The sequence below is a fragment of the Candidatus Dependentiae bacterium genome, assembly GCA_018897535.1.
In the GTDB taxonomy this organism is placed as follows: domain Bacteria; phylum Babelota; class Babeliae; order Babelales; family UASB340; genus UASB340.
In genome coordinates this window covers 1-18581 of the sequence record JAHIKO010000006.1, presented here as the reverse complement: position 1 = coordinate 18581, position 18581 = coordinate 1, and the positions used below count along the sequence as shown (strand labels likewise).

Annotated in this window: 22 protein-coding genes, 2 tRNA genes and 1 other RNA gene; 5 read left to right on the top strand and 20 right to left on the bottom strand. The window is 29.0% G+C overall.

Going from position 1 to position 18581, the window contains the following annotated elements; genetic code table 11:
* Positions 1–116: 116 nt before the first annotated feature.
* The 4 genes from KKE07_00325 to KKE07_00310 all read right to left on the bottom strand — a co-directional run bounded on the left by KKE07_00325 (position 117) and on the right by KKE07_00310 (position 2358).
* Entirely contained in the window at positions 117–1037 is a 921-nt protein-coding gene (locus KKE07_00325; GenBank protein MBU4269310.1) for an ankyrin repeat domain-containing protein, read from the bottom strand.
* Between the two features lie 105 nt (positions 1038–1142).
* Positions 1143–1595 carry an NUDIX hydrolase gene (locus tag KKE07_00320; protein ID MBU4269309.1) on the bottom strand — a complete coding sequence of 151 codons (453 nt, stop codon included), beginning with the start codon at positions 1593–1595 and terminating at the stop codon, positions 1143–1145.
* Positions 1596–1613: 18 nt separating this feature from the next.
* Complete coding sequence (locus tag KKE07_00315; GenBank protein ID MBU4269308.1) at positions 1614–1829, bottom strand: hypothetical protein; 216 nt, start codon at positions 1827–1829, stop codon at positions 1614–1616.
* A gap of 46 nt (positions 1830–1875) precedes the next feature.
* Positions 1876–2358: an NUDIX domain-containing protein gene (locus tag KKE07_00310; protein ID MBU4269307.1), complete on the bottom strand. Its 483-nt coding sequence runs from the start codon at positions 2356–2358 to the stop codon at positions 1876–1878.
* A 130-nt stretch (positions 2359–2488) separates the two neighbouring features.
* Here KKE07_00310 and KKE07_00305 point away from each other — a divergent pair, with 130 nt between their 5' ends.
* Both KKE07_00305 and KKE07_00300 read left to right on the top strand, forming a co-directional pair.
* Positions 2489–3259: an HAD family phosphatase gene (locus KKE07_00305; GenBank protein MBU4269306.1), complete on the top strand. Its 771-nt coding sequence runs from the start codon at positions 2489–2491 to the stop codon at positions 3257–3259.
* Positions 3260–3423: 164 nt separating this feature from the next.
* Positions 3424–3627: a hypothetical protein gene (locus KKE07_00300; protein ID MBU4269305.1), complete on the top strand. Its 204-nt coding sequence runs from the start codon at positions 3424–3426 to the stop codon at positions 3625–3627.
* A gap of 202 nt (positions 3628–3829) precedes the next feature.
* Here KKE07_00300 and KKE07_00295 read toward each other — a convergent pair whose 3' ends face one another.
* The 6 genes from KKE07_00295 to KKE07_00270 form a co-directional block, all read right to left on the bottom strand.
* The gene (locus tag KKE07_00295) at positions 3830–4387 is read right to left on the bottom strand and encodes a hypothetical protein (GenBank protein ID MBU4269304.1); all 558 of its coding nucleotides are present in this window, start codon (positions 4385–4387) and stop codon (positions 3830–3832) included.
* Positions 4388–4467: 80 nt separating this feature from the next.
* A complete protein-coding gene (locus tag KKE07_00290) occupies positions 4468–5136 on the bottom strand; it encodes a hypothetical protein (GenBank protein MBU4269303.1) in 669 nt (222 codons plus the stop codon).
* A gap of 587 nt (positions 5137–5723) precedes the next feature.
* Positions 5724–5800 (bottom strand) — tRNA-Arg (locus KKE07_00285).
* Between the two features lie 24 nt (positions 5801–5824).
* Positions 5825–6187, bottom strand: a complete 363-nt coding sequence (locus KKE07_00280) for a hypothetical protein (GenBank protein ID MBU4269302.1) — start codon at positions 6185–6187, stop codon at positions 5825–5827.
* Positions 6188–6353: 166 nt separating this feature from the next.
* Positions 6354–6430: transfer RNA gene (locus KKE07_00275), tRNA-Arg, on the bottom strand.
* A 227-nt stretch (positions 6431–6657) separates the two neighbouring features.
* A complete protein-coding gene (locus KKE07_00270) occupies positions 6658–7038 on the bottom strand; it encodes an HIT family protein (GenBank protein ID MBU4269301.1) in 381 nt (126 codons plus the stop codon).
* Positions 7039–7123: 85 nt separating this feature from the next.
* Here KKE07_00270 and KKE07_00265 point away from each other — a divergent pair, with 85 nt between their 5' ends.
* A complete protein-coding gene (locus tag KKE07_00265) occupies positions 7124–7624 on the top strand; it encodes an NUDIX domain-containing protein (protein ID MBU4269300.1) in 501 nt (166 codons plus the stop codon).
* On the opposite strand, the gene mreC is transcribed toward KKE07_00265, so the two are convergent.
* From mreC to KKE07_00240, 5 genes are read right to left on the bottom strand one after another with little or no spacing between them, the layout of a single operon-like run.
* A complete protein-coding gene (gene mreC, locus KKE07_00260; protein MBU4269299.1) occupies positions 7601–8461 on the bottom strand; it encodes a rod shape-determining protein MreC in 861 nt (286 codons plus the stop codon). The genes KKE07_00265 and mreC overlap by 24 nt on opposite strands.
* 10 nt (positions 8462–8471) lie before the next feature.
* A complete protein-coding gene (locus KKE07_00255; GenBank protein MBU4269298.1) occupies positions 8472–9443 on the bottom strand; it encodes a tRNA-dihydrouridine synthase in 972 nt (323 codons plus the stop codon).
* Positions 9444–10889, bottom strand: a complete 1446-nt coding sequence (gene gatA / locus KKE07_00250) for an Asp-tRNA(Asn)/Glu-tRNA(Gln) amidotransferase subunit GatA (GenBank protein MBU4269297.1) — start codon at positions 10887–10889, stop codon at positions 9444–9446.
* A 22-nt stretch (positions 10890–10911) separates the two neighbouring features.
* On the bottom strand, positions 10912–11190 hold the full coding sequence (gene gatC, locus KKE07_00245; protein MBU4269296.1) for an Asp-tRNA(Asn)/Glu-tRNA(Gln) amidotransferase subunit GatC: 279 nt from the start codon (positions 11188–11190) through the stop codon (positions 10912–10914).
* A gap of 12 nt (positions 11191–11202) precedes the next feature.
* Positions 11203–12582 carry an MATE family efflux transporter gene (locus KKE07_00240; protein ID MBU4269295.1) on the bottom strand — a complete coding sequence of 460 codons (1380 nt, stop codon included), beginning with the start codon at positions 12580–12582 and terminating at the stop codon, positions 11203–11205.
* A gap of 99 nt (positions 12583–12681) precedes the next feature.
* Here KKE07_00240 and KKE07_00235 point away from each other — a divergent pair, with 99 nt between their 5' ends.
* Both KKE07_00235 and KKE07_00230 read left to right on the top strand, forming a co-directional pair.
* Entirely contained in the window at positions 12682–13503 is an 822-nt protein-coding gene (locus tag KKE07_00235) for a lysophospholipid acyltransferase family protein (protein MBU4269294.1), read from the top strand.
* A 16-nt stretch (positions 13504–13519) separates the two neighbouring features.
* The gene (locus KKE07_00230; protein ID MBU4269293.1) at positions 13520–14176 is read left to right on the top strand and encodes a hypothetical protein; all 657 of its coding nucleotides are present in this window, start codon (positions 13520–13522) and stop codon (positions 14174–14176) included.
* A 36-nt stretch (positions 14177–14212) separates the two neighbouring features.
* Here KKE07_00230 and KKE07_00225 read toward each other — a convergent pair whose 3' ends face one another.
* The 5 genes from KKE07_00225 to ffs all read right to left on the bottom strand — a co-directional run bounded on the left by KKE07_00225 (position 14213) and on the right by ffs (position 18541).
* Entirely contained in the window at positions 14213–14575 is a 363-nt protein-coding gene (locus KKE07_00225; protein MBU4269292.1) for an HPF/RaiA family ribosome-associated protein, read from the bottom strand.
* A 21-nt stretch (positions 14576–14596) separates the two neighbouring features.
* Complete coding sequence (locus tag KKE07_00220) at positions 14597–15379, bottom strand: ATP-binding cassette domain-containing protein (protein MBU4269291.1); 783 nt, start codon at positions 15377–15379, stop codon at positions 14597–14599.
* A gap of 2 nt (positions 15380–15381) precedes the next feature.
* Positions 15382–16710, bottom strand: coding sequence for a ribosome biogenesis GTPase Der (der, locus tag KKE07_00215; GenBank protein ID MBU4269290.1), 1329 nt, complete (start codon positions 16708–16710; stop codon positions 15382–15384).
* Complete coding sequence (gene dnaX, locus KKE07_00210) at positions 16707–18362, bottom strand: DNA polymerase III subunit gamma/tau (GenBank protein MBU4269289.1); 1656 nt, start codon at positions 18360–18362, stop codon at positions 16707–16709. Before dnaX ends, der begins: the two co-directional genes overlap by 4 nt.
* A 97-nt stretch (positions 18363–18459) precedes the next feature.
* An RNA gene (ffs, locus tag KKE07_00205) (signal recognition particle sRNA small type) lies at positions 18460–18541 on the bottom strand.
* Positions 18542–18581 lie beyond the last annotated feature (40 nt).

The window sequence follows — 18581 nt, the reverse complement described above, 5'->3', positions numbered from 1 at the left end:
TACCTATTATTTTAAAATATTATTTTTATTTAAAAATAATTATATATATTGTTTTTGAATCTGCAAATAAACGAATTTGGGTTAAAAGTTAATTTTAATTCTATTTTATATTTGTTTTATTTTACAAATAAATCATCTTCAATATATTTTGCTAGAGTAATTTCTGTAAGCTCCGGATAAAATTCTTTTTGTTGATTTATTGCCATTTGCAAAGGTGTAAATCCCATTTTATTTTTGAGATCTTTTTTTGCTCCGTGTCTTATAAGTCTTTGTATGATATTTATATAATCTTGTAATTTGTCAGGATTACATCCTTTATAATCTTCACTTTTTGATGGATATAACCATGTTTCACCCAATCCGGCTAAATGTAATGCCGAGTTGCCATCTTCATCTATAAGATTTGCATTGGCACAATTTGAAAGAAGGCATTCGACGGCTTCTTTATTTCCATCTAGAGCGGCAATGTGTAGCGGTATGTTTGTACCATACCCATCAACATTGGCTCCAAGTTCTATTAAAACAGAAATGATTTCAGGTAGATTGCGTTCAGCTGCCCACCACAATGCAGTTCTTCCTTCGCTGTCTGGAAGATTAACGTTGGCTCCTGATTTAATAAGGGATTTTACTTGCTCAATTTGCGTGATTTTGCATTCTTCAAAAATCGCAAGAAAGGCGTTTAATGCATCTTCTTTTCCATATTGATCTGCACTCCAAGTTACCATTATAGGATCAATATTATCTCCTTTATGATAAGCTTTACCGCAAAAGGATTCACCTTTAGCCTCGGTCCAACAGTAAACAGCATTTTTTATTGCCTGTATATAAGTTGGAGCTAAACTAAGTTCTTCATCAATAATAACATTATGCAAAGGGGAATAACCATCTTCATCCAGTGTATTCAGTTCACTTGGTGACAGAATTTGACTCGGTAAATTGTTTTTTTCTTCGCTTAATAATTGTGCTGTTCCATTGTTTGCGAAAATATTGAAAATTAGTGAAAAAGATAGAAATATCTTAAATATTTTTTTATTCATAAAATAACCTCATTAAAATACATATAAATTCTATTTTAATTATGCCAATATATTTTGATTAAACAAATGGGTTTCTTGTGAATTATTTGCGTTTATTTCAAGAAATTAAAAAGCAGCTTTTTTGAGTGAAGAATAGTCAATTTTTTGGTCGTTTTTTAAAAAATCTTGCCAATCTGTGATTAATAATAGGTTTGGATAAACAATTTTATTTTTTAATTCTTCTTGAGAATACCAATTTACCTCTGTGATGCCCTCGTTTATAGCATCTTGAGTCTTTGTTATATTGCCACCAATAAAATTGCACAAAAACCATAATTTTAGTAAACGATGCTTGCTGGAAAGAAGATCTTCAACGTATAATAATTTTTCTACTTTTACATTAACTCCTGTTTCCTCAAATACTTCTCTAATTAATGCATCTTCAAGTGATTCATTAATGTTTGCAGCACCACCTGGGCCAACAAAAACAGTATTTTCATTTAGGTTTTCATATCTGACCAGTAAAATTTTGTTATCTTTTAAAATTATTCCACCGGCTGCAATTCTGTATTGTTGCATATTTGCAAATCTTTCTTTTTAATTTTTTTTAAATAATAACGGGCTAATAATAATTCCAATAATTATTCCATAAGTTATTGTGTAATGAAAAATTTGTGGTGGTAAAATGGAATAATTAAATGGAGTATTCAAAAAATAACATTTTAATTCAAATGATAATACGTAAAAAGCATATGCGATTAAAGCTTTTATAAAATTTGGTTTTACTGATTTTAAATATTCTAATTTATTCATATTAAATTCATTTATTGATTCATAACATTAAAAAATTTTAAAGATTCTATCTTAAAGCTAATTTTATTAAATGTACACTATCAATAGGAGTATAAATTTTTAAGTCATTAATTTTGTTAACATCTATCCATTCGGCTTCGTTCACATAATCTAATTCCGTTTTAGATAAATTTTTTGTAGAAATATTTCCACTTATTTTTTTTACTAAAAAATAAATTAATGGACAATTTCTGTATTTATTTTCTTTTGCGTTTGTTTGATGAAAAAATGAAGTTTCACATAGTAAAGGCTTTATTGGTTCTACAATTATCCCTGTTTCCTCAAAAAATTCGCGTTTTAAGGCTTGGTCTATTGTTTCATATATTTCAATTTTTCCGCCGGGAAAATCATAGCCATCAAATTGTTTTGATAATAGTATTTTATTATTATCAATTAATACACCATAAACAGATGGTCGAAAGGTAAGTTTATTTGAATCAATTTCTATTTTGTTTCCATTTATATCGTGACATATTATTTTTTTATTCATGATTTTTTCTTGATATTAATAATTTTTAAATTGTGCCACAAAAAAAACTTTCAATTATTTAATGTTTAAATTAACATGTTGGTTAGAACAAACTTTATAGAATAAATTTTTGTTTGTAAAAGGAATATCGGTGAAAAAAATATTCTTATTATCACTTTTTATTATTGGAACAATTTTTTGTATAGAGCAAAAAGATAAAGGAAATGCAATGGAAAGACATGTAAAGTATAAAAATATAATATTTGATTTTGGTGGTGTGCTTACAGAATTTCCTTTACAAAAAATTTTTCAGGATATTTTTGTACAAGGTGAAGAGGTTATGTCAATGGAGTTATGGCAAGAATTATTTTGGTGTGATTCTTTTGCGGAATTACAACGTGGAAATATTACAGCCGCACAAGCTTTAAAAACTCTTCCTAAAAAATATAACCAAGATCAGGTTATAAAATTTTTTTATAGCTTACCTGCATACTTAACTCCTGTACCTCAGGTAATTAATCTAGTAAAGCTTCTTAAGGAAAAAGGATATAAGCTTTTTTTGTTATCAAATAGTGCTTCTGATATTGATTTTGATAAAACGGAGTATGGTTTTTTAAAATTATTTGATGGTCTTATTTATTCACATATAGTGCATGCTATAAAACCTGATCCGGAAATTTATCATATTTTGTTTGATACATATAAAATCAAAGCCGAAGAATGTTTGTTTATTGATGATTTTGAAAAAAACATTATTGGGGCTAAGGCTGTTGGTATGGATGGTATTATTTGTGTTGATCACGATCTTATGATTAAAGAATTAGGAAAATTTGGAGTTTTACAACAAGCGGAGATAGATAGTTTATATTTAACTATCAAACCATTTGAACATAAATTTGATCAAAAAGAGCACAATTTATAAATGTAAATAAATTATGTATTATTCCAAGGGTAGAATATAGTGAAGTCTTTACAACCAGCATTACGAAGCTAAATAAATAAAAAACGAGACTTATTATATTTTAATATATTAGCATCATCTATAATTATTATAACAATATCATATTATTTAGAGGAGATTTAAGTATGGCATTTAGTGTAAAATCCAAAAAAAGTGGAAAAACATATTTTCTACATTCAAAGGAAGTTAAACTCAAGGGTGATCGTAAACAAAATATCTATTACTTTGCGGGTGAAGCTGGGAGTAATGTTCTTGCGGCACTTCCTACAGGATATGAGGTTGTGGAAAATGAGCGAACAGGACTTCCTATGTTAAGGAAGAATAAATAGATTAATAATTAAAAAAACTGTCATGCCAGCCATAGCTCCGCAGGAGCGGCGGCTGGTGTACCTTAATTGACACATTTAGAACCAAGGCTATAGATTTTAGTTTTAATTTACAAGACCGATACATATAAAAGCTTATTTTTAAAAACAAAGTTAGACAATATTAGCAAATAATAAAAAGAAGAAATGCGATTAAGTGTAATTCTTAATCTATCTGATTAATATATTTTTTTGCAAAATTTACAATATTTTCGTTATTAATACCATTATTTGATAAAGACATGGGATATGACAATGAAATAGGATAATAACCAAAAATAATAGACACAACTATTCCCATTTTTCCACCCAAAGAAGCCTTCCTCAATAAGCTAAAAATACTCTTAACTCTGATCCCTATTAATTTAAAATCAGGGCTTCGCTTAGTTGAATATAATTCAAATTCTTTAATATTCTTCCATACAATAAAGCCGTATCCTTTAATAAAAACTCCATTTTTATTAATAATCGCCAAAGGTGAAGGGGCATTCATATAAAAATAAAGTTGAACTATCACTATTAAAAATAATAAAATTAATAAAATTAAAAGAAAATTAATAAAAGGAATAATATAAAATTCCAAGAAAAAAGGTATTCGAAAATTTACAATTAAATAAAAAAAAGAAAACATACTTATCAATAATATTATTGGTAAAAACATTATAAATATAAGATATTTAATCGACTCTTTATCAAAGGGTATAACAATCTCTTCGTTATTCATACTTATATTCATTCTTTAAATATTAAAGTTGCTTTCTACTATTACTTTAGTAAAAAGCAACTTAATTTATTAAAACAGGCTTAAGGTGTTGGAGCCACCAACCCAATCATCTCTGCAGCAACAGCTACTCCTTCTATTGTTGGTGCAGCAGCAACGCATTCCTGAATACCAAAAACAATACCTGCAGGACCAGTCGTAACAATATTTGCAACCATAATCCCACCATAAGCAACAACTTTTGTACCCCAATAAGCTACCAATGCACCAAATGGACCGCCACCTGATACTCTAATGTGGCTTTTTAAGCTATATTCACCATCACTCATTTGGGTTACAGAAATATAGCCGCTGTGAGAACGACTTAGTGCTTTAAACAACTGTTCAGCTTCTTTTTTATCAAATTCTATTTTTTGAGATGTTTCAGTTGTTGCCATTTTTTTAAATTGTTTTTTAGTAATCTTTTCAAATTCTACTTTTTGACCATTAATTTCTACAACCTTTAGGTTTCCCAAGAATTGCATTAACTCTTTGCTTGAAAGATTTCTTATTTCTTTATCAACAAAACAATTTCTAACTCTGTGAATTTCACCATCTTTTTTTATTGAGAAGCCTTTTTTATCATGTAAAACTTTAATTTTACCGAGCGTATTTGGAACGAACAAATTCTTTTTATCAATTTGAACAGGTTTCAGTGAGTTAAAAAGTAAAGCTGTAACTAACAATAACGATTTTATATAAGATTTAAACATTAAACAAATCCTTAATTTTAGTTTTCATTACGTACAATAAGATATAAACGACAATTACTACTCTTAAACAATTGGAATTTCTATGTTCATTTGTTTTTCTTCATTCTCCCATTTTATAAAACATTTTTTAGATTCCACAACTCCTTTCATTATTAAAATTTATAAATTACAAATAACAACTTTGAATAACTATACATAGTAAAAAATAAAAAACAATAATGAATTAATTGTTTTCTAAATAAGAAGGCCGGCTGTTAAAAAAATTAATTTTAAGTTTTATATGGGCTCTGCCAAAGCCCGCATAAGGCTAGCCTTATGAATTCGTTACTTTTTCATGTTCTTATATTTACTCTGGAAGTCTGTTCAGTTTTTTGTTTTTATATTTTACAAAGCAAGGCTTTGCAAAGCGTAACATTTCGCAATAAAGTTATTTGCAAAGTAATTGTTTTTGTTGTGCGAAGGTCTGAGGTCTTTTTAATTTAAAACTTATATTTAGTAAACTACCACCGACCTTGTCGGTGGCTTTAAGGGCATACCCTCATAAATATCCTATTGATCTGATTGTTGATTGCTCGGATTGTCAAAGCTGGTGCGCCTAGCAGGACTCGAACCTGCGGCCTAGCATTTAGGAAACGCTCGCTCTATCCACCTGAGCTATAGGCGCAATATGATTATGAATTTCAAGGTGCTATAAATTACTACTATTCTCGCTATTTCTTAATTCATCCCAAGTTTTTTTTGCTTCAGGATATTTTTCAAGTATGTTACTTATCAAAGAATTTATATTTTCAATAACTTCAGTTTGATCACCTGAATATTCAATTAGCGCTAATCCAATAGCAATTTCTATGCACGCTGGTGTCTTTTTTCCTATCAGATTATTAATTATATCCGTTTTTTCAGCAAAATCTTCTAAATCGTATTCATAGAATAGGGTGATTAATTCTTCTTCATTTGGCATTTGTACAGTAATACTATCTGTATTCATAGCATTGCAAGTTATATTTAATGACAATATTAAAAAAAGTGAAACCAATATTTTTTTAAACATAATTTTATCCTGTTATTTAAAATAATTTATGCGCCTATTTTTGGTCACAGCATAGTTTTAAGTAAAGGCTATAACCATATGGACTAAAATGACCGGATTCAGAATGACAAATTATAAAATAAATAAATTTCAGTCCTGGCCTGCCATACGAAGCCTTGGCGAAGTATGGTGCGCCCGGCAGGATTTGAACCTGCAACCTTCGGATTCGAAGTCCGCGACTCTATCCAATTGAGCTACGGGCGCGAGATTAACAAAATATTTCAAATAAATTTTTTACGCAGAAGCTTGCCTGTGCGCCATAGCCTTGGCGACGGCGTAAGCTACGGGCGCGAGATTAATATTTAATTTCAAATATATTTTTAAAGCGGAGGCCTGTCCTACGTAGCCACGAATGGCGAAGTAGGAGCGCGATTACTTTTATAATTATAATCCAGAATTTCTGCATGTAAACTGTCATAATTATTTAAATCTTAATAATCACGTTTATTTGGAATAATACCTCGAACACCGCCTTTGGGATTTTCAATGTCGCCTAAACGTCTTGGAATTAAGTGAACGTGAACATGAAAAACAGATTGACCTGCAGATAAACCTATATTGACGCCAACATTAAATCCGGTGACGGTTTTGTCTTCTTGTAAAATTTCTTCTTTTATTTTTTTTAATAATTCATTTATTTCTAAAATTTCATTATTTGTTAGATCAAAAAAACTTTCTACATGTCGTTTTGTTATTATTAAACTGTGGCCAGTAGTTACAGGGAATTTGTCTCTTATTGAATAGGCTAATTTGGATTCGGATAAAATTTGCACATTGTTTTTATTGCAAAAGATACAGTTATTGTTTTTCATAATTATATCACTATTCTTTATTATTTTTATTTTGTATTATTTAATTTTAAAATAGCATTATAGCATAAAACATCAAAGGAATTTTATGGATGAATTATTAGATTTAGTAGATGAAAATGATATTGTAATTGAGACTATGTGGCGATCAGAAGTTCATGCAAAAGGGCTTTCTAATTTTAGAGCAATAAATGCTTTTTTAAAAAATTCTCAAGGCGAAATTTGGATACCATTGCGTGTTGCTACCAAAAAATTATTCCCATTACACTTAGATATGAGTGTTGGTGGTCATGTAAGTAGTGGTGAATCTTATGATCAATCTTTTAAAAGAGAGCTTTTGGAAGAATTAAATATAGACTTAACACAAGTTGTTTATAGAAAAATAGGATTATTTGTGCCACATAAGCATAACGTTTCTGCCTTTCAGACTGTTTATGAAATAGATTATGAAAAAGATCCTGATTTTAATAAAAACGATTTTATTGAGGGACATTGGATGTTCCCGGAGCAAGTTATACAATTAATTGCGTCTGGTAAAAAAGCAAAAAGTGATTTGCCTAAATTATTAAGATTGATTTACGGTGTTTAGGCTTTGAAAACTGTCGTTTATAATCTCTTGGCTTGTGATTAAACAATTTTCAAGTTCTTCAATTTTTATCAACGGTTCTATATCTACTTTGTAATATAAATCCTGTTTTTCTATATTTGTGATTTTGCCAAGACAAAAGCCTTCAGGATAAACCAATCCCTTACCGCTTGATATTACAAAATCTTCGAGTTCAAGCTCTGACAAATGCGAAACAAAACTGAAATTTAGTTTATTAATATCGTTTGAGCCTTCTACAATTCCATTTGAGTGAGTTTTATTGCTGTAAGCACTAATTTTATTTTTTTTATCAGTTATTAAAGTTATCTTGCTGTGCCATTTTGATACGTCGGAAATTTTTCCGATAATTTGAAATTTGTATATTGCTACCATATCTTTTTCAATACCGTGATTTTTACCTTTATTTATTAAAAAATATTGTTCTGCATGTGAAATATTTTTTAAAATTATATTTGCAAAAATAACATTTTCTAAAGCATAACGTTTTTTAAAATCAAGAAGATCTTTACTTTTTTCATCAAAATTTATTAAAGATTTTAATTCAATATTTTCTTGTAAAAGTTTTTCATTGTCTTCTCTTAATATTATATTATCTGAAAGAAGTTGTGCGTAATTTTTTTTTCGTAAAGCTGCAGCTTCTACAGGTTTGACAATTTTATTGCAAACAACTAGAAATGGATAAGAGACATTCGAAATAAAATTTTCCAACCCGGATCTTTTTTGAGTTATTATTTTATATATTAAAAGAATTGAAAATAAAATTATTATAATTTTGAAAAATTTATTTTTGTTTATTTTTTTACTAAATCTCTTTTTCATTTTTTTTATTTTATTTTTTTAAATTATTTAAAATATTTTCTATTTCTTGTTCACTTTGCGCTAAAACTAAACTATTTCTTATTTTAGCTGCATCGTGTATTTCTCTTACGTAAAACGGTAGATGTTTTTTTACTGCATTAAATCCATGATGTAATCCATAATATTTAGAATTAAGTTTTAAGTGCTTTATTGCAATGTCAAGTTTTTCATTTTCTGAGATTTCAAAAGGTTCATTTGTGAGTGTAGATAAAATTTGTTTGATTTTCCATGGTTCACCATAAAAAGCTCTGCCAATCATAAAACCATCAGCACCGGTTAATTCACAAGTTTTTATTGCAGTTTGTGCATCTACGATATTTCCGGAAAAAATTACCGGAATTTTAACGGCTTTTTTAATTTTTCTCACAATATCAAAATCCAGCTCACCGGTAAAACCTTGTGATTTTAATCTTGGATGAATAATTATTCCATCTACACCAAGCTCTTCACTCATTTTTGCAACATAAAGTCCATTTTTTTCATTATAACCGGCTCTAATTTTTATTGTTACCGGAATTTTTCCATTAACTTTTGTTACTAAAATTTTTATAAGTTCTTTCAATAATGGAATATTCGCCATAAGCGCTGCTCCGGAGCCGGCATCAATAATTTTTTTTGCCGGACAACCGGAATTTAGATTTATCATTTCAAAATTTTGTTCTAAAATTTTTTCTATTGCGGTTTCGACAAAGTTTGTAGAGTTTGCCGAAATTTGAAAACAAAGAGGGTGCTCTATTTTTTGAATATTGAATTCATCTGTGATTTTTGCATTTGCCACAGATGCAGCATGTCGCATTTGTCCAAAAAGTAGTTCATTGGGTGAATAGATTCTTATCAATTGTCGCATTGGTGAATCTAAAAAACCGTCTATTGGTGCGGACATAAATCTTGGAACTTTTAGATTTTTAAAATTTATAGATTCAGTCCAAAATGTTTTTTGCATTTATTCAAATCCCGCAGGGTTTTTAGTGTGATAATCTGTACTTTGTTCGAATGCATAAGCAACTTGATAGATTAAACTTTCAGACAATCTTGGTCCTATAAACTGAAAACCTATTGGTAAATTTTCTTTTGAAAATCCACATGGAAGTGAAAGCGCGGGATTACCTGTAATATTTGTTGGGACTGTGAAATAGTCAGCCATCTGTGTTTTAAATGGATCGGCACTTTCTTGGCCGACTTTAAATGGTAGAGTTGGAACTGTAGGACTTATTAAAAGATCTACAGAATTAAAAATATTTTCAAAATCTTGCCTTAATAAAGATCTGGCAATATCGGCTTTGTTGTAAAATGTATTTTTATTATCGGCAGATAAAACATAATTTCCGGTTAATATTCTTCTTTTAACTTCTATGCCAAATCCGGCACCGCGTGTATTTAGATATAGGTCTTTTAATTCTTGAGCACTTTTATCTCTTGATCCGTATAATGTTCCATCAAATCTTGCCAAATTTGATGCAGCTTCTGCGCGAGTGATTATAAAATAAACTGAAATACCATATTTTAAATTTGGTAATGTTACATATTCAATTTTTGCGCCTAATTTTTCGAGTTGATTTATTGCATTTTCAAATCCGGACAAAACTTGAGAGTCAACACTTTTTGAATTCAAAGAATCTTTTATTACACCAATTTTTAAATTTTGAGGTAATTTACCGGTCAAATTTCGTGTGAAATCTTCATGCTTTCTGGCAAGTGTCGTTGAATCTTTTGAGTCCTGCCCCATTATTATGGATGATATAAGGGCATTATCATAAACGGTTTTAGTTAAAGGGCCAACCTGATCGTTTGAAGATGCAAATGCAATAACTCCGTATCTTGAAAATGTGCCATATGTTGGGTATAAACCAACCAGACCACAAAATGCTGCAGGTTGTCTTACTGACCCACCGGTTTCCGATCCCAGTGCCCATGGAACAAGCCCTGCGCAAACAGCAGCAGCTGAACCGGAGCTGGATCCTCCGGGAACTAAGTCTAAATTCCAAGGGTTTTTAGACATTCCAAAGGCTGAAAATTCTCCTGAATTTCCCATGGCAAATTCATCCATATTTGCAGTTGCTAAAATTTGTGCACCGCTATTTTTTAATTTTTCGGTAACGGTTGCATCATAGGGGCTTGTATAATTTTTTAAAATATTAGACCCACAGGTAATTTTTTTATCTTTTTGAGAAATATTACTTTTTAATATTCCCGGTATGCCGGACAGTACGCGTTTGTTATCAATATTAATATTGTCTAAATTATTTGGTTCAAAAATATCTATGGTTGCATTTAATTTATCTTTATATTTTTTTAATCTATTTAAATAAAAACTAATAGATTCTGATGGATTAATTTCTTTTTTGATTAACTTTTCTTTTAATTCTTTTATTGTTAAGAACGGTTTCATATGTTACAAGCCTTTTATTTTTTTATTTTAATATTTTAGGAACAACGAAAAAATAGTTTTTTTCTTCCGGTGCTTGGCTTAAGATAGCGCTGGAATTAGTACTCTGAGCTATATCGTCTCTTAAAATATTTATATTTTTGGTATTTTTTGACTCTACATTTATTTTTATTTCGTCCAAATCTTTTGTATATTCTAAGACTTTTGTTATTTGATTTAATAGTTCATCAAGTTCTTTATCATTTACTTTCAAAGCTGAAAGAGTAGCTATTTTTTGTAATTCTTTTTTATCAAGCTTGACCATTTATTCCCCTATTTAAATTTCTTTATGTTGCCACTTTGCTGATTTTATTCTTTTTAAGAAAAATAATCCCATAATTCCGTTATTAATATAAAATGATCCGTAAATTAGTACAAATTTTAAAACTTGATTTTCAATATTCATATGAGAAATAAGTGTAACTAATGGTGTAAAAAACAATAAACATGAAAAAAATCTGACTTTCATGACGCTGGTTACATCTCCGGCACCTCTTAAGGCTCCGGCTAAAATAAGTTGAACAAAGTCAAAAACAACCAAAATACTTATAAAAACAAGTGCCGGGGCAGCTAAATTTGTAAATTTATTCTTATGATCGAATATTTGTACAAATTTTTCTGCATAAATGCATAATATTGAAAGTGTTATTGCAAGCATTGCCGCAGTTAAAATCATAACTTTTTTAATATTATTTTTTGCGCCGTCGTAATCTTTTGCACCGAGTCTATTGCTTACTAAAAAAGTTATTACTGAGGCAAAACCGATTGCGGGTAAAAATGCAAAACGTTCAAGATCTCTTACGCATCCATAAGATGCCATAGCATATTTACCTAGAGGAGCTATGGCTTTTGCTAGTAATACATAAGATCCGGCAAGTGAGCCCTTATCAAGCATTATTGGTAGACTTAATTTTATGATTTTTAGGAATTTTTCTTTGCTAAAATAGTTAAAAAACATTTGGGCAAAATATTTTTTATATTCTTTTTTATTAATTATGTAAAAAAATGCAATTGTTATCATCACAATATATTGAAATATTGTTGCATATGCAGAGCCATCCAACCCCATTTGTTTAACGCCAAACTTACCAAGAACAAATGTGTAATCAAGTAATACAAAAACTATATTACCAATCATATATATGACCATCGGTGCTTTTGTATTTTTTACAGCACGCATGAATGCAAAAAACCCTAACGATATAAAAATTAATAAAACAGACATAGATTTTAGTCTCAAAAATGGAAGCCCCTGTAAAATCATTTTAGGTGATAGCCCCATAAATTGTAAAATTGGAGCCGAACCGAAAAATATTATAAAAAAGAATGTGAGGCCTATAAGAGTTGTTGTCCAGAATGTTGAGCCAAAATCATGTCCGCATTCTTCATATTCTTGTGCACCATTATGTCTACCCATTATTGCTATTGCTGCAACAGGAATAGCTTCAGCTAATTTTATTAAAAAAGCTAAAAAATTATTTACCATTCCGAGTGTTCCATAGGTTGTTGTTGATTCTAAACTTGAAATTATGTAAGAATCTATTATTGGGGGAAGAGATATTAACATGGCATTTGAAATCATTTCAGGAAGCCAGTAAGAAAGAATATCTTTTACTGAATCGCCACTCTTTAATATTTTGTTTATTTGTTCTTTCATAACTATTCCTCTTATGGTAATTTTATACAATAATCTACAATAAGGTGTAATGGTTTACTCTAAAGGAAAAGTATGATCTTTGCAACCCTGCGAATTTTTATGATTTTGGTTTTTAAATGTGTGGGACTTATTACATACACTTTTTCAAAAAAAAGAAAAAATATTGCAATAAAAAATATTAATGCATGTTTTGTGCCTAAAAATAGTTCTGATATTAAAAACAACAAAAAAACTATCAGAAAGAGTTTTGCTTTATTAGGTCAGTCTCTTGCCGATTTTATATTGGTTCGTTTTTATAAAAAAGATAAAATAAATAACTATTTTAAAATAAAAAATTTGGATTTTTTTAAAGACGCTTTAAATAAAAAATGTGGTGTAATTTTATCTACGGCTCACTTTGGCAGTTGGGAACTGGCAGCTCATTTTTTAGCTTTAAATGGATTTAAAAGCTTTATATTGTACAATCCAATAAGAAAATCAGCTTGGTTTGAAAAAATTATTAAAAAGAATAGAGAATTTTCCGGTAATACATTAATTCCAAAACAAAATTCGCTACTTACTCTTTATCGACATTTAAAAAATGGTGGAATTGTGTTATTGGCATCCGATCAACATGCGTATTCGCCAGATGGACGTGAATATGAACTATTTGGTAATAGAACTTTTTTGCATAGTGCATTTATAAAATTAAGTTTAGAAACTAATTCACCAATTGTTTCCGGTTTTGTTTATACTAACGACTTATTTAGTTATGAAATGGATATTTGTGAGCCTATTTATCCGAAAGATTATGTAAGTTATAATGATCCTGAATTTGAAATATTAAAAAAACACACAAATTTACTTGAAAATGCAATCAAAAAATCACCGGAAAATTGGCTTTGGACGCATAGAAGATTTAAAGAAACTATAAATTATTAATAAATATTTTTATATTATGAAAAAGATATTATTTTTACTTGTTTTATTTAATCAAATTAATCTATTTGCAATGAAAGATAAAAAGATTGAAGATATTGTAAATGAGATAATTTCTGTTGATGATTATGATAATGTTAAAAAAAAATCATATGAATATTATGATAAACAAATTTCAAAAATACGAATGGCCTATCAAACGGATAAAATAAAATTTGAAGAAAAAAAATATTGTGAAAAATTAAATAAGATATGTCGTGAATTTTATTTAATCTTAGATTCAAATCAAAATAATGATTCAGATTTTTATTTTTTAGTATGGCGTGTTATTAATTTTGGAATTAAATATTATGGATTAAAGAATATATATTTATCTTACTATTGGTCTAAAATTCCTGAGGTAAGTTATTATTCTTGTGATTGTAATATGAGCGAATTTTCTATATTTGCGGTTATGTTGATTGAAATGTTAAAAAATAAATTAGATTCTAATTTTACCATATCAATAAATAGTTTAAATCAACAAAATGAAATTAAATTTAGAATTAAAACAAACTTACTTTTGATTAAATATATTTTGAGCGAAAAAGTAAAGCAAATGGATCCAAGTAGCTCACGCCGTCTTTTTAGAACGAATTCAAACGGTGTTTCTAACGATTCTAATAAATATGTATAATAAATAGGGGCTTTAAACTTAAGCCCCTATTTTATTTTATAAGTTATATTTATCTTTTGAAAAATCCTGTTTATCAGAGGATGCTTTTTTTCTTAAATCTTTTATTTTGTTTTTTTCTTTTCTAACAAGAGACATCATTTTAGTTACAGCGTTATCAACAGCCAAATACATGTCGGAACTTTCATCGTGAGAATTTAGATCAAAATCCGGGGTTTTAAGATGTAATTTTGCAAGATGATGTTTGTGTTGATTATTAGCCTTTAGCCACAATTCTACAAACCTAGGGGTTTTCCATTCCGGATCGCTAATTAATTCTTTTATTTTTAAAATTTTTTCAGTTGCAACTTTTTCCAATGCATCCGAATGTGGCATGCCCTCGAATGTTATTTTTATTTCCATCATTATCTCCTAATTATTTTATTAAAGAAACTTAGTAGACATTTCTGTATAAAACTGTGTACCAAAATACATCTCTTTTGTTGTCTTGTCATTTATTATATCTTTAATGGTGCCGGATTTTATAATTTGTCCCGATATTACAACATAGCACCTTGATGCTATTGATAATAGTTGATCAACGTTGTGATCCGATATAAGTACAGCCATGCCGTTTTTTGCCATATTTGCAAAAATTTCTTTTAACTCATAAATGGATTTTGGATCTACTCCGGCAAAAGGTTCGTCCAACATAATTGCATCAGGGTACATTAGTATGGATCGTATAACTTCCAATTTTCTTTTTTGCCCACCGGAAAGTGTTACGGCTAATTGTTTTTTGTGATCTTGTAAGTTTGTTTTTTCAAGCCATGAATACATTTCATCTTTAAATTGTGCGTATTTTTCTTTTTTATTATTCCAGTAATTATGATATTTAAATATTAATTTTAAATTATCCAAAACTGTTAATTGCCTTATTAAAGATGTTTGTTGCGGAAGATACAATAAACCATTTTCAATACGCTTACTGGTAGACCAATTATTAATTATTTCATTTTTGAATTTAATAATATTTAAGTTTGACTCAATATTATATTTTGGTGATTTTAAAAGACCTATTACTGATCGCAATAAAGTTGTCTTTCCCGCACCATTAGGTCCTAAAAATGCAACTACCTCATTTTTATTTAAATTAAATGAAATATTACTCAATATTTTTTTATTACCAAAAAATTGACTTAAATTTTCTATACCTAAAAGTGCCATTTTTATTTTTTTATCACTATAAATTTTATTGGACAACCTAGTAAATCGTATTTTTTTCTTAAAATGTTTTCTATAAAACCAAGCTGAGACGGGCCAAACCAGCTGATCTGATTAACCTTTAATTTAAATGTTGGTATTTTGGCACCTTCTATCCAAGAAATTTTATATAATTTCAATTCTATTGTTTTATGAAATAGAGGCTTTTGCATTAAGCTGTTTTTTACAAGTTCATCTATTTCTTCATTGTTGAATTTTTGATTTAGCCTATCCCATAATTTTTTTATTTGTTTGCTTATGTTACTTATGTTTTTTTTATTTTTACAAGAGATCCATACAATAGGCATTTTTTTAAGAATAAAAGCATATTCTTTCAAATTATACTCTAGAACTTTACGTTCTTCCGGTGTAATTAAATCTGTTTTATTAAATGCAATAATTAAAGCTTTTTTTTCTTCATATGCATAAAAAATTAATTTTAATTCCTGATCTGAAAGTTTTAATTCGCTTGCATCAGCGACAAGCATTATTATATTGGAAGTTCTTACAGCACTCAAAGAGCTTTTTACCATAAGCGTTTCAATTGTTTCTACTACATTGCTCTTTTTTCTAACGCCTGCAGTATCTGTAAGAAGAACTAAGTCCTGTGAAATATATGTATGGTCTGAAATTGCTTCACGCGTTGTTCCGGCTATTTCAGATACAATACTGCGCTCTTCTTGTAATAATAAATTTGTAAGTGAAGATTTCCCGACATTTGGTTTACCTATTATTGTAACTTTATAGTTAGCTTTATCTTCCTGAATTTCTGTTTTAGGTTCCGGAATAATTTGTGTGATGTGGTCTAGCAAATTATTAACGCCAAAGCCATTAATTGCAGATACTTCAATTAAATCTTTTATTCCAAGTTTATAAAAATCGCCCAAGTTTTCTTCAAGCGCTTTTCTATTATCGGCTTTATTTAAGAGTAGGACAATCGGTTTATTGGTTTTTTTTAGAACTTGTGAAACTTGTATGTCATCTTTTGTGAGGCCATTTTTGCCATCACACACGAAAAGTATTAAATCAGCTCGTGTTAATAAATCTAAAACTTTTAATCTGACATTTTCCAATATAATATCTTTTTCTTTTTTAAAAGATACACCACCAGTATCTATAAGTTCAAACGTTTTATCATTGTGAGTTATAATCTCGGTTATATAATCTCTTGTAACTCCTTCGAGTTCTAGAACAATACTTCTTGAACTTTTTGCAATTCTGTTGAATAGTGTCGATTTTCCGACATTAGTTCGTCCAACGATTACAACTTTTGGATATTTTTTGTTTTTTTTCATTTGGATTCGTCCCCCTGTTTAATTTTTCCCGGAAAATAATTTTGGATTAAACTAGTTGTAGGCCATTTTTCCGTATTTATAGTATTTGTTTGACTGTTTATTTTTGATTGAGTACTAATTGGTTTTATGTCAGATGCAATTTCTTGTTTTTCAATAATTTTATCTTGTATTATTTTTGATTCTAAAAATTCAAAATTTGCTGCCATTGGGTAGTATTCGTTCAAAATAGATTGCCATATTGATTTATTCTCGTTAATTGTAGCCTGCATAAATATGTTATTTGTGACTAAAATAATTTCAACCTTTTTGCTTGTTGGGTTAAATTGTACAAATTTTGCGTTACTTAGGACTGACGACAAAAATGGGTTGCCGGCAGCATTAATTTTCTCAACAAATTGTATCCATGTATTATCGGTATTTTCTTTTTTGGGTTCTATTGCTTTATTATTTGGTGTTAATTCTTTATTTTGTTTTGGAATAATATTTGTACTTATAACTTGTTCTTTTTTTGTTACAAAATTTTCGTTATTACCTATTTTATTTTCCTTTTGACTCATTTCAAGCAATAATAATTCCAAAAAGATTTGTTTATTGGTTGTTTTTAAAAAGATTTCTTCTTGTTCCCACATTAATTTAAATATGTGGTTTAGATCATTTATTGAAAATTTAGCGGCAAGATCATTTAATCTTTGGATATCGTTAAAATATATTGGTAATTTTGTCGAACCAAATTTAATCCAAACCAGTGTTCTTATAGTTTGAACCAGCATATCCCATAATGCTTGTGTATTTATATTTTCATTTATTTTAGATTCAAATATAGGAAAAAGTTTTTTACTTTCACCATTTGCTACGATTTCAATTAGGTCTAAAATTTCTGATTCACTAATTTTCCCAAGAATTTTTAGTAATAAATCTAAAGATATTTTTTCTTGAGAGAATCTAACTTGTTCTAACATATTTAAGGCATCCCTTACAGAGCCTTGTGTTTCTTGAATTAATAAATCGGCAGCATTTTCATCTATATTGATATTTTCTGTCGAACATATTTTTAACATATGTTTTTTTAAATCATCGTTATTTATGGATTTAAAAATCAACTGAAAACATCTGGAAAGCACAGTGGCTGGAAATTTTTGAATTTCGGTTGTTGCTAGAATAAACAAAGCTGATACGGGCGGCTCTTCAAGTATTTTTAAAAAAGCATTAAATGCAGCTTTGCTTAGCATATGAGCTTCATCTATTAAATATATTTTTTTTCTACCAAGTACCGGCATGTAAGCACATGATTCAAGTATTTGTCTTACGTTTTCAACTCCGGTATGAGATGCAGCATCTATTTCTATAAAATCCGGATGACTTGCATTTAGCATTGCTTTACAAGATTCACAATTCAAACAAGGGATACTATTTTCCTTTGGATTTTTTTTGAAATTTTCAATATTTTGACAATTTATTGCTGCTGCAAAAATTCTAGCTGTTGATGTTTTACCACAACCTCTTTGACCTGCAAATAGATAAACCGGAAATAACTTTTCCAGATATAAACTATTTAATAAAATTTTTATTGAAATTTCTTGTCCGACTACATCAGAAAATGTTTTTGGTCTGTGCTTACGGGCTAAGTTTAAATCGGTATTTTTTGGATCCATATAATATCTTTTTTATTTAAAATTTAACTATAAAGATAGTATATATGAACGTTGGATTTAAGTTAAACTATTTGTTTTTATTAATCATTTCAGAAATTTTAAAGGGGTACAGCAGCGAATCACTCCGGCTGCTTCCTTCCGGGCCTGACCAATTTAGCAACCCACATGCTTACCCCAATTTATGTAATTCAATTTTGTACTGGCCTGCCAGCCGTAGCC